At 74.7% G+C, this 13382-nt stretch carries 2 protein-coding genes; both read left to right on the top strand.

Going from position 1 to position 13382, the window contains the following annotated elements:
• A partial coding sequence (locus ACFWMZ_RS27515) for an amino acid adenylation domain-containing protein (RefSeq protein WP_383204841.1) occupies nt 1–3732 on the top strand: 3732 nt, incomplete at its 5' end.
• Nucleotides 3733–3886: 154 nt separating this feature from the next.
• Nucleotides 3887–13382: amino acid adenylation domain-containing protein (locus ACFWMZ_RS27510; protein WP_383204838.1), on the top strand; the 9496-nt coding region annotated here is incomplete at its 3' end.

Genomic DNA, 13382 nt, shown 5'->3' with positions numbered 1-13382 from the left:
CTCCTCACCCACCCCCACCTCACCCACGCCGCCGTCCTCGCCCGCGAGGACCAACCCGGCACCAAATACCTCGCCGCCTACCTCGTCACCGACGAGGACGTCCCGGAGGCGGAGCTGCGCGCCCACCTCGCCACCACGCTCCCGGAGTACATGGTCCCGGGCGCGTTCGTGACGCTGCCCGCGATCCCGCTCACGGTCAACGGCAAGGTCGACCGGCGCGCCCTGCCCGCACCGGAGTTCACGGCGCCGGGCACGGAGTACACCGCGCCCCGCACGGAGGCGGAACGCGCCCTCTGCGCCATCTGGGCCGAGGTGCTGGGGCGGGAGCGGGTCGGCGTGGAGGACGACTTCTTCGCCCTCGGCGGCGACTCCATCACCAGCCTCAAGATCACCTCGCGGGCGCGCGCGGCGCTGGGCACGCACCTCACCCCGCGCGCCCTCTTCGACCACCCCACGGTCGCCGCGCTGGCTCGGGCCGTCGCCCCGGCCGCGCCGGAGGCGGGGATCGTCCCCGCCGCCCGGGGCGGGGCGCCGCTCCCGCTCTCCTACGCGCAGGAGCGCCTGTGGTTCCTGGACGACTTCGCGCGGGACGGCGTCGAGTACAACGTGGTCACCGGGCTCCGCCTCACCGGGCGGCTCGACCGGGCCGCCCTGTCGGCGGCCGTCGCCGGGCTGGTGGCGCGGCACGAGGCGCTGCGGACCACCTTCGCGGAGGCCGACGGGCGCGGCACCCAGGTCGTGCACGCCTGGCTCGACGTGCCGGTGCGGACGGCCCGGCTGGACGAGGCGCTGGCCCTCGCCGCCTCCGCCCCCTTCGACCTGCGGAGCGGGCCACTGCTGCGGGTGCTGCTCGCCCGGACCGCCGAGGACGAGCACGTCCTCGTCCTCGCGATGCACCACATCGTCACCGACGGCTGGTCGATGGGGATCGTCACGCGGGAACTGAGCGAGCTGTACGCGGCCGCCGTACGCGGCGAGGAGGCCGGACTCCCGGCACTCCCCGTCCAGTACCCGGACTTCGCCGTCTGGCAGCGCGACCGGCTGAGCGGCGCCGCGCTGGACGAGGATCTGGCGTACTGGCGCGAGAAGCTGGCGGGTCTGGAGCCGCTGGAGCTGCCGACCGACCGGCCGCGTCCCGCGGTGCGGGACGCGGCGGGCTCGCAGTACGCGTTCTCGGTGCCGGCGGAGCTGACCGAGCGGCTGGCGCGGGCCGGACGCGGGCGGCAGGCGAGCCTCTTCATGGTGCTCACCGCCGTCACCCAGCTCCTCCTCGCCCGCTACACCGGCCGCCAGGACATCTCGCTGGGCACCGTGGTCTCGGGCCGGGAGCGGGCCGAGACCGAGGGGCTGGTGGGGTTCTTCGCCAACACGCTGGTGCTCCGGTCGACGGTCGACGAGTCGCTGAGCTTCGGGGAGTTCCTCGGTGAGGTCCGGCGGACCGTGCTCGACGCCTTCGCCCACCAGGACGTGCCGTTCAGCACCCTCATCGAGGAGCTGGCCCCCGAGCGCGACACCAGCCGCACCCCGCTGGTGCAGGCGATGCTCGTCCTCCAGAACACGCCCCCGGCCGCGCTGGAACTGCCGGGCGTGCGGGTCGAGGAGTTCCTTCCGCCGCGCGACACCGCGCAGTTCGACCTCCACCTGGAGTTCCAGCCGGACGCGGACGGGGGCCTGGAGGCGCTCGCCGTCCACAGCGACCTCTTCGACGGCGCCACGATCGCGCGGCTGGTGCGGCACTGGCTGACCCTGGCCGACCGCCTGACCGCCGACCTCGCGACGCCCGGGGAACGCCCGCTGCTCTCCTACGAGTTCCTGGAGGCGGCCGAGCGCGCACGGCTCCTGGAGCCCGCCGTGACCGGGCAGCCGCAGAACCCGCGGAACCCACCCCAGCTCTCGCCGCTCGCCATGTTCGAGGAGCGGGCCCGCCTCGCCCCGGCCGCCCCCGCCGTGACCTTCGAGGGCGTCACCCTCTCCTACGGCGTGGTGGACGCCCGGGCCTCGCGGCTCGCCGCGCACCTCGCCGGGCGGGGCGTCGGCCCCGAGTCCCGGGTCGGCCTGGTCCTGCCCCGGTCGGCCGAGCTGGTGGTGGCGATCCTGGCGGTGCTGAAGGCGGGTGGCGCGTACGTGCCGGTGGACCCGGCCTCGCCGGCCGACCGGATCGCGTACATCCTCACCGACAGCGCGGTGGAACTGGCCCTCACCTCGCGGGCGGCCGAGCACGCCCTGCCCGGCGGCTCGGGCGACGGTCCCGGCGTACGGACGGTGGTGCTGGACGCGCCGGAGACGCTGCGGGCCCTCGCCGACGGGCCGACGCGTCCGGCCCCGGTGGCCGTGGGGGCCGACTCGGCCGCGTACGTCATCTACACCTCCGGGTCGACCGGCCGCCCCAAGGGCGTGGTGGTCACGCACGGGAACGTGGCGCGGCTGCTGCGCGCGACGGAACGGGAGTTCGCCTTCGGGGCGGCCGACGTGTGGACGATGTTCCACTCCTACGCCTTCGACTTCACCGTGTGGGAGATGTGGGGCGCGCTCGCCTACGGCGGACGGCTGGTCGTGGTGGGCCTGGACGTGGCCCGGGCGCCGGAGGAGTTCGCACGGCTGCTGGCCGACGAGCGGGTCACGGTGCTCAACCAGACCCCCTCCGCCTTCTACCGGCTGGCCGAGCAGTTCGCCGACGCACCGGCCCTCCGCGGCCGGCTGGCCCTGCGGGCCGTGGTGTTCGGCGGCGAGGCGCTCGACTGGAGCCGCATCGGGGAGTGGGTGGAGCGGTCCGGGAAGGGCGGACCCGCACTCGTCAACATGTACGGGATCACCGAGACGACCGTGCACGTCACCAGCCACCGGGCCGCGCCCGGCTCGCTCGCGCCCGGCGCCAACAGCGTGATCGGCCGCGCCCTGCCCCACCTGCGCGCCTACGTCCTGGACGCGGCCTGCCGCCCGGTGCCCACCGGGGTCAGGGGCGAGCTGTACATCGCCGGGGGCGGGCTGGCCCGCGGCTACCTGGGGCGGCCGGAGCTGAGCGCCACCCGCTTCGTCGCCGACCCGTTCGGCGCGCCGGGCGACCGGATGTACCGCACCGGAGACACGGCGCGGTGGACCGGCGCCGGCGCGCTCGACTACCTCGGCCGCAACGACGACCAGGTGAAGATCCGCGGATTCCGCATCGAACTCGGCGAGATCGAGGCCCTGGTGGCCGGGCACCCGTCGGTGGCGCAGGGCGCGGTGGTGGTCCGCGAGGACCAGCCGGGCGACCAGCGGCTGGCGGCGTACGTGGTCCCGGCCGGGCCGGCGGGCGGCTTCGACCAGGGCGCGCTGCGGGCCTCGCTGTCGGCGGCCCTGCCGGAGTACATGGTCCCCGCCGCCTTCGTCGCGCTGGACCGGATGCCGCTGACCACCAACGGCAAGCTCGACCGGCGGGCGCTGCCCGCGCCGGAGTACGGGGGCGGCAGCGCCTACGTGGCGCCCGGCACGCCGACCGAGGAGGCGGTGGCCGAGATCTGGGCCGAGGTGCTGGGGCTGGAGCCGGACCAGGTGAGCGCCGAGGAGGACTTCTTCAGCCTGGGCGGAAACTCGGTCCTGAGCCTTCGCGTGATTGCTAGGGTCCGGACCATGTTCGACATCGACCCCTCTGCCCGCGTGATGTTTGATTTCCCGACCGTTTCCCGACTCGCCGGGAAAATCGAGGAATTGATTATCGCGGAGATCGAGAACGGCGAGGACGCGGCCTTCTAGGAGCCTCCAGAAGCGCTGTGACCTGCTGAAGGGTCGAGCAACTCCACCGTTCCATGTGCGTGGACGTCGACGGGCCGGGTGAAACTCCCGGCCCGTCGACGGCGTTCGCGCGCCTTTTTCACCGCCTTTTCCCTCTCACGAATGGGAGCTTTCCATGGACGCCGCGTCTTCGCGCGAGGCCCGGATCAGTTCGCTGCCGGAACACGTGCAGGAGAAACTCCGGAACCGCCTCGCCGGGCGCGGGACGGGCCGCAGCCGGAACACCATCGGCCGCGCCGACCGGGACGGCACCCTCCCCCTCTCCTTCGCCCAGCAGCGGCTGTGGTTCATGGCGGAGTACGAACAGGGGTCGGCCGAGAACAACTCGGGGCTGAGCCTGAAGCTGACCGGCACGCTGGACGTCGCGGCGTTCCGTGCCGCGCTGGACGCGGTGGTGGCCCGCCACGAGGCGCTGCGCACCACCTTCACCTCGGTGGAGGGCGTGGCCCGCCAGCTCGTCCGCCCGGCCGCCCCGGTGCCGTTCCGGTACGTGGAGCCGGCGGCGGAGCACGGCGCGGAGGCGGCCGAGGAGGAGTGCGACCGGCTCTTCGCGGCGGCGATGGCGGAGCCCTACGACCTGGAGCGCGGGCCGCTGGTGCGCGCCCTGCTGGTGCGGACCGGCGCCGGGGGCGGGGAGGCGGGCCCGGGTGGTGACACGTACCGCTTCCTGCTGGGCATGCACCACATCGTCACCGACGGCGCCTCGATGGAGATCGTCGTCCGCGAACTGAGCGCGGCCTACTCGGCGGGCCTCCACCCGGAGCGGGCGGCGGACGCGCCCGAACCGCTCGCCGTGCAGTACGCCGACTTCGCCGCCTGGCAGCGGGCCCGCTACTCCGGTGACGCCCTCGACCGCCACGCGGCGTACTGGAAGGAGCAGCTGGCCGGCATCCAGCCGCTGGAGCTGCCGACCGACCGGCCGCGGGCGGCCTCCGGCGCCGACGACGCGGGCGCCGTGCACACCTTCACCCTGCCCGAGGAGGTGGCCGACGGGCTGCGGGCGCTGGGCCGGGAGCACGGCGCCAGCCTCTTCGTCACGCTGACCGCGCTGACCCAGCTCCTGCTGGCCCGGCGCTCGGGCCAGGACGACATCGCGGTGGGCACCGCCGTCCCCGGCCGCGAGCGGGCCGAGGTCGAACCGCTCGTCGGCTTCTTCATCAACGTCCTCGTCCTCCGTTCCCGCCTGGACCCGGGCCTGCCGTTCGCCGCCTACCTGGACCAGGTGCGCGAGACCGTCCTGGAGGCGTTCGAGCACCAGGACGTGCCCTTCGAGCGGCTGGTGGAGCTGGTGGCGCCGGAGCGCGACACCTCACGGACACCGCTCATCCAGTCGATGGTGGTCCTCCAGAACACCCCCGCCGAACCGTGCGCCTTCGAGGGACTGGCCGTGGAGCGCGGCCGGCTCGCCCGCACCGACTCCCCGTACGAGGTGAGCTGGGAGTTCGAGGAGGGCGCGGCCGGGGACGGCGGCGGGCCCCTGCACTGCGCGATCGAGTACCGCACCGCGCTCTTCGACGCCGCCACCGTCGAAGGGATGGGCCGGCACTTCGCGGCGCTGGCCCGCGCGGTCACCGCCGACCCCCAGGTCCGGCTGGACGAGGCCGCACCGGTGAGCGACGCCGAGCTGGTCGGGCTGCTCGCCGACGGCAGCGGCGAGAACCGGCCGGCGGCGGCCCAGGGCTCCATACCGGGCCGCTTCGCCGAGCAGGTCGCCGCCACGCCCGGCGCCCCCGCGCTCACCAGCGGCGACGAGCTGCTGACGTACGCCGAACTCGACGCCCGCGCCAATCAGTTGGCCCACCACCTGCGGGAGTGCGGGGTGCGCCGCGAGGATCCGGTGGCGGTCTGCCTGCCGCGCTCCACCGACCTGGTGGTGGCCGCCCTCGCCGTGCTGAAGGCGGGCGGCTCCTACCTGCCGGTCGACCCGGCGCTGCCGCGCGAGCGCGTCGCCTGGATGCTCGCCGAGAGCTGCGTGCGCACCGCCGTCACCACCAGCGCCCTCGCCGGGCTGCTCGGCGCCCCGGACGACGACCCGGCGGACGCCGCCGCCCCCCTGCGCACCGTCGTCGCCGTCGACCTCGTCCGCGAGCGGACGGCCGCCCTGCCGGCCACCGCCCCCGACACCGCCCTCACCGCCGACAACGCCGCCTACGTCATCCACACCTCCGGCTCGACGGGCCGCCCCAAGGGCGTACTCGGGCTGCACGGCGGCCTGTTGAGCCGCTGGGCGTGGTTCGCCGAGCGGTACCCCCGGTGGCGCTCCGCGGTGGTCCTGGCCAAGAGCTCCGTCAGCTTCCTCGACAGCGCCACCGAACTCCTCGGCACCCTCGTCCACGGCGGCCACGTCGTCCTGGCCTCGGACGAGGAGGCCAAGGACCCGTTCGCGCTGGCCCGTCTCGTCCGGCGCCACGGCGTCCAGCGCCTGACCCTCGTCCCCAGCCTCCTCGCGGTCCTCCTCGACGAGACCGACCCCGCGGATCTCGCCTCCTGCACCACCTGGATCAGCAGCGGCGAACCCCTCAGCCGCTCGCTGGCCGCCCGCTTCCACGCCAAGCTGCCCCACGCCCGCCTGCTCAACCTCTACGGCTCCTCCGAGATCAGCGCCGACAGCCTCGCCTGGGAGGCGGACGGCCCCGCCGTCCGGATCGGCACCCCGCTCTGGAACACCCGCGTCCACGTCCTGGACGCCCGGCTGCGCCCGGTCCCGCGCGGCGTCCCCGGCGAGCTGTACGTGGCGGGCGCCGGGCTCGCGCGCGGCTACGCCAACCGGCCGGACCGCACCGCCGAACGGTTCGTCGCCGACCCGTCCGGCACCGGCGGCCGCCTCTTCCGCACCGGCGACCTGGTGCGCTGGGCGGCCGAGGGCTCCCTGGAGCACCTGGGCCGCGCCGACGACCAGGTCAAGGTGCGCGGCTTCCGCATCGAGCCCGGCGAGATCGAGGCGGCCCTGCGGCAGCACCCGGACATCGCCGACGCGGCCGCCGCCGTCCGCGAGGACGCCGAGGGCACCGCGCGCATCGCCGCCTACCTGGTCCCGGTCGAGGGACGCACCCCGCCCACCAGCCGCGACCTGCGCGACCTGGTCCGCCGCAGCCTGCCCGACTACATGGTCCCGGCCGCCTTCGTCACCCTGGACGCGCTGCCGGCGACCGCCAGCGGCAAGCTGGACCGCCGCGCCCTGCCCGCTCCGGTGTGGGCCGAGTCGGCCGCGTACGTGGCGCCGCGCGCCGGTACCGAGACGGCGCTCGCCGCGATCTGGACCGAGGTGCTGGGCGCCGAGCGGATCGGTGCCGAGGACGACTTCTTCGCGCTCGGCGGCCACTCCCTGCTCGCCACCCGCGTGATCAGCCGGGTCCGCACCGGCCTGGGCGCCGAGCTGACCGTCCGCGACCTCTTCGAGGCGCCCCGGCTGGCCGATCTGGCCGCCGCCGTGGACCGCGCCACCGCCGACGCGCCACGGGGCGGCGCCGATGAGCGGGCCGGGCACGACCCGCTGCTCCCGGCCCCGCGCGAGGGGCGCCTGCCGCTCTCCTTCGCGCAGGAACGCCTCTGGTTCCTGGACGACTTCACGCCCGGCGCCGCCGAGTACCACGTCAGTGGCACCCTCCGCCTGACCGGCTCCCTCGACCACGCCGCGCTCACCGCCGCCGTCGCGGGCCTCGTCGCCCGGCACGAGGCGCTGCGCACCACCTTCGCCACCGTCGACGGGCAGGGCACCCAGGTGGTCCACCCCACGGTGGACGTTCCCGTCCGCTCAGCCGCCGCCGCCACCGACGAGGAGCTGGACGCGCTGCTGCGCGCCGAGACCGCCGTCCCCTTCGACCTGCGCACCGGCCCGCTGCTGCGCGTCCTGCTGGTCGCCACCGCCGAGCCGGACACCCACACCCTGCTCCTGGTGATGCACCACATCGTCACCGACGGCTGGTCGATGGGGATCGTCACGCGGGAACTGAGCGCCCTCTACGCGGCCGCCGTACGCGGCGAGGAGGCCGGCCTGCCCGCCCTCGCCGTGCAGTACCCGGACTACGCCGTCTGGCAGCGCCGCCGCCTGGCCGGGCCCGCGCTCGACGGCCAGCTCGCCTACTGGCGCGAGCGCCTGGACGGCCTGGAGCCGCTGGACCTGCCGACCGACCGGCCCCGCCCCGCGGTGCGCACCTCGGCCGGGGCGCAGCACACCTTCGAGGTCCCGGCGGAACTGGCCCGCGAGCTGGACGCCCTCGGCCGCGACCGGGGCGCCAGCCTCTTCATGGTGGTCACCGCCCTCACCCAGCTCGTGCTGGCCCGCTGGAGCGGCCGCGGCGACATCGCACTGGGCACCGGTGTGTCGGGCCGCGAGGAGGCGGCGCTCGAAGAGCTGGTCGGCTTCTTCGTCAACACCCTCGTCCTGCGTACCGAGATCGACAAGTCGGCCTCCTTCGAGGAGCTGCTCGGCCAGGTCCGCACCACGGTCCTGGACGCCTTCTCCCACCAGGACGTGCCGTTCAGCCGCCTCATCGAGGAACTGGCCCCCGAACGCGACCCCAGCCGGACCCCGCTGGTCCAGGCCATGATCGTGCTCCAGAACACCCCGCGCTCGGAGTTCGACCTGCCGGGCCTGCGCGCGGAGGCCGTCGCCTCGGCCCGCGACGCCGCCCAGTTCGACCTGACCTTCTCCTTCGCCGAACGGGACGGGCGGCTGCTGGCCGCCGCCGAGTACAGCACCGACCTGTTCGACCGGACGACGGTGGAGCGGATGTGCCGGCACTGGCTGACGCTCGCCGCGCAGGCCGTCGGCGCGCCCGCGCTGCCGGTGGCCCAGCTCACCATGCTGGAATCCGCCGAGCGCGCCGCCCTCCTCGCGCTCTCCTCCGGCGACGGCGAGACGACCGGCCCGTTCCGTTCGGTCATGGAGAGGGTCGCCGACCGGGTCGCCGCGACCCCGGACGCCCTCGCCCTCCTCCACGGGGAGAGCTCCGTCTCGTACGCGGAGCTGGGCCGGCGTACCGACCAGCTCGCCCGGCACCTGATCGGCCTGGGCGCCGGACCCGAGAAGCGCATCGGCATCTCCCTCCCCCGCACCCCGGACCTGGTCATCGCCGCCCTCGCCATCCTCAAAACCGGCGCGGCCTACGTACCGCTGGACCCGGAGTACCCCGCCAACCGCCTCCACCACATGGAGACCGACAGCGGCACCCACCTCACCATCGACACCACGGTGATTGCGGAAGCCCGAACCACCGCGGACGACAGCCCCGTCCCGCACCCGGCCGTCTCCCCCGACAACGCCGCCTACGTCATCTACACCTCAGGCTCCACCGGCAAGCCCAAGGGCGTCGTCATCCCCCACCACGCCATGAGCCGCCTGGTGGAATGGGCCACGACGCTGGGCGAGGACGCTTTCGCCCACACCTTCTTCTCCACCAGCCTCAACTTCGACGTCTCGGTCTTCGAGCTGTTCGGCACCCTGGCGAGCGGCGGCACGCTGGAGATCGCCCACAACATCCTCGCCCTCACCGACCAGCCGACCTGGAACGGCACCCTCGTCTCCGCCGTCCCCTCCGCCGTCACCGCCGTCCTCAACGACCCCACCACCCAACTCAACCCCGACCTATTGGTCCTGGCAGGCGAAGCCTTCCCCACCACCCTCCTGAAGACCGCCCGCCACGCCCTCCCGGACACGGCGGTCGCCAACATCTACGGCCCCACCGAAGCCACCGTCTACGCCACCGGCTGGTTCTCCCACGAGAACCCCGACCCCCATGGCACCACCGTCCCCATCGGCCGCCCCCTCGCCGGAAAGTCGGCCTACGTCCTCGACGCCTCCCTCAACCCCGTCCCCACCGGCGCCTGGGGAGAGCTCTACCTCGCCGGCAGCCTCGCCCGCGGCTACCACAACCAGCCCCACCTCACCGCGACCCGCTTCATCGCCCACCCCCACCACCCAGGCCAGCGGCTCTACCGCACCGGCGACCTCGTCCGCCAACACCCCGACGGCACGCTCGAATACCTCGGCCGCACCGACCACCAGATCAAGATCCGCGGCCACCGCGTCGAGACCGGCGAGATCGAGACCGCGCTCCTGCGCCACCCGGGCGTCGGGCAGACCACCGTCATCGTCCGCGAGGACACCCCCGGCACCCCGGCGATCGTCGCCTACACCGTCCCCGCCGCGGGCGCCCCGGCGGCCGGCACGCCCGACCTGCGCACCTGGCTGGCCGACCAGCTCCCCGCCTACATGGTCCCGTCGGCCTTCGTCAGCCTCGACGCCCTCCCCCTCAACGCGGCGGGCAAGACCGACCGCAAGGCCCTGCCCGCCCCCGACCTGAGCGAAAGGGGCGCCGACTACACCGCTCCCGCCACCGCGACCGAGCGCACCCTGTGCGACATCTGGGCGGAGATCCTGGGTCTGGAGCGCGTCGGCACGCAGGACAACTTCTTCAGCCTCGGCGGTGACTCCATCCTCAGCATCCAGGTGGTCTCCCGGGCCCGCCGGGCCGGGCTGGAGCTGACCTCCCGCGACATCTTCACCCGCCAGACCGTCGCCGCCCTCGCCCACCACCTGGCCACCGCGAGCGCGAGCGCCCCGGCCACGCGGGCCGAGCAGTCCGTCCTGACCGGAGCCGTCCCCACCACCCCGGTCCGCGAGTGGTTCTTCGCCCACCACCGGGCCGCACCCGAGCACTTCAACATGTCGACCGAGGTGGAGCTGCCGGCCGACACCGACCTGGCGGCCCTCCGCGAGGCGGTCCGCGGCCTCCTGCTCCACCACGACGCGCTGCGGATGACCTTCGCCCGGGGCGCCGACGGCGAGCGCACCGCGCACTTCGCCCCCGACGTGGAGCTCGACGCGATCCTCACCGTCCACGACCTGGTCGACGCCGCCCCGCCCGGCTGGCAGGAGCTGAAGGACGCCGCGCAGACCGGGTTCAGCCTGGACGGCGGCCCGCTGGTGCGCGTCCTCGTCGGCACCCGGGGCGCGGGCACCTCTGTACGCCTGACCGTGATCGCCCACCACCTGCTGGTCGACGGCGTGACCTGGCGCGTCCTGCTGGAAGACCTCCGGCGCGGCTACGCCCAGGCGTCCACGGGTGCCCCCGTCGACCTGGGCCGCAAGAGCTCCTCGGTGCGCCAGTGGGCCGACCGCCTCGCCCAGCACGCGGCGTCCGGCGGCTTCGACGCGCAGATCCCGTACTGGAACTCCGTCCTGGCCGGGGCCGACGCGGCCGTCCCGCTCGACGACCCGGCGGGCGACGCCACCACGGCGACCGCCGCCGCGGTCTCCGGCGGCCTCACCCGCGCCCAGACCGACCAGCTCCTCCAGCAGGTCCCGGCGGTCTACCGCACGCAGATCAACGACGCGCTCCTCGCCGCCCTCGCCCGCACCCTGCGCAGCTGGACCGGCCGTGACCGGGTCCCGGTCAGCCTGGAGGGCCACGGCCGCGAGGAGATCTTCGACGACCTCGACCTGACCCGTACGGCGGGCTGGTTCACCTCCATCCATCCCGTGGCGCCGGCCCTCCCCGAGGGCGACGACTGGGGCGCGACCATCACCTCGGTGAAGGAGCAGCTGCGGGCCGTCCCGGACCGGGGCGTCGGCTACGGCGCCCTGCGCCACCTGCGCGGCGCCTTCGCCGACCACCCCGAGGCCCGGATCAGCTTCAACTACCTGGGCCGCCTCGACATGGCGGGCGCCTCCTCGGGACCGGCGTCGGAGGCGGACGACTGGTACCTCTCGTCGGTCTTCAACCCGGGCGGCGAGCACAGCCCGCGCGAGACCCGCCCCCACCTGCTCGACGTGACCGCGGGCCTCCTCGACGGCCGCCTGGTCTTCTCCTGGCACTACTCGGCGGGCGTGCACCGCGAGGAGACGGTCCGCGCCCTGGTGGAGGAGTTCACCGCCCAGCTCGCCGCCTTCGTCGCGCACTGCGCGGAGCCGGACGCGGGCGGCTGCTCGCCCTCCGACTTCCCGCTGGTGGCGCTGGCCCAGACCGAGGTGGACCGGATCGTCCGCGGCCACGCCGCCGGCCCCCGGGACGTCGAGGACGTCTACCCGCTCACCCCCCTCCAGTCCGGCATGCTCTTCCACGCCCTGGCGGAGCCCGACTCCCCGGCCTACCTGGAGCAGTTCGTCTTCACCCTGGACGGCATCGGCGACCCGGCCCTGCTGGCCCGCGCCTGGCAGCGGACGGTGGACCGCTCCGACGCGCTGCGCGTCTCGCTGGTGTGGGAGGGCGTCGGCGAGCCCGTCCAGGTGGTGCACCGGCAGGCCGAGGTGCCCATCACCTTCCTGGACCGGTCGGCGCCGGAAGGCGCGAGCGACGCCGCGCAGGACGCCTGGCTGCGGGAGTTCCTCCGCGAGGACCGCGCACGCGGCATCGACCTGGCGTCGGCGCCGCTGATGCGGGTAGCGCTGGTCCGCCTCCCCGGCGAGGCGAGCGTCCAGGTGGTGTGGACCTTCCACCACCTGCTCCTCGACGGCTGGAGCACCGCCGCCTTCCTCTCCGACGTCCTGGCCGAGTACGCCGTCCTGACCGGCGCCTCCACCGCGTCCCCGGCTCCCCGCGGCGCGTTCGGCGACTACGTGCGCTGGCTGACCGAGCAGGACCAGGCCGCGGGCGCCGCCCACTGGCGGCAGGCGCTGGCCGGGTTCGAGGAGCCGGTGGCGCTGCCGTACGACCGGGCGCCCGAGCAGATCCGGCGCGGCCAGTCCAGCGCCCGGCTGACCGTGGCGCTGGAGGCGTCCGTCGCCGACCGGGTGGGCGCCTTCGCCCGCGACCACCGGATCACGGCGAACGCGCTGGTCCAGGGGGCCTGGGCGCTGGTGCTCCAGCAGTACGCGGGCACTCAGGACGTGGTGTTCGGCACCACCGTCTCGGGCCGCCCGGCCGACCTGCCCGGCTCCGAGGCCCTCATCGGCCTCTTCATCAACACCCTCCCCGTCCGCGTGACCACCGCCCCCGGCGTACGCGTCGGCGACTGGCTGCGCCAGGTCCAGGACCAGCAGGCCGAGTCGCGCCGGTACGAGTACGTGGCGCTCTCCGCCATCGAGACCGACCTCACCCCCGGCGCCTCGCTCTTCGACAGCCTGGTGGTCTTCGAGAACTACCCGGTGGACGAGGCGGCCGCCGAGCGGCACGGCCTCGGCGTCCGCGCGGCGGAGGCCATCGAGTCGACCAACTACGCCGTGACGCTCATCGCCGCGGCCACCGGCGACCGCCTCGGCATGACCCTCACCTACGACCCGGCCCTCTTCGACGCCGCCACCGCCGGACGGCTCTCCGCCCAGCTGGCCACGGCGGTCACCCGCCTGGTCGAGCGGGCCGATGCCCCGGTCGCGGAGATCGACCTGCTCGGCGACGCCGAGCGGGCCCGGCTGCTCGGCGAGTGGGGCAGCGGGGCGAAGACCCCGGCGGGCGGCTCGGTGGTGGAGGTGTTCGCCCGGCAGGCCGCCGCGCACCCGGACGCCACCGCGGTCACCGCCGGGGACACCTCCCTGACCTACCGCGAACTCGACCACCGGTCCGACCGGTTGGCTCACGCCCTCATCGAACGGGGTGTCACCGCCGAGTCCCGCGTCGGCCTCCTGCTGGAACGCTCGGCCGACGTCGTCGTGGCGATGCTCGCCGTCCTGA

The sequence above is a fragment of the Streptomyces sp. NPDC058373 genome, from assembly GCF_042723275.1.
Taxonomy (GTDB): domain Bacteria; phylum Actinomycetota; class Actinomycetes; order Streptomycetales; family Streptomycetaceae; genus Streptomyces.
Note: the sequence above shows the minus strand (reverse complement) of the source record. Positions and strands in the feature narration are given on the sequence as shown.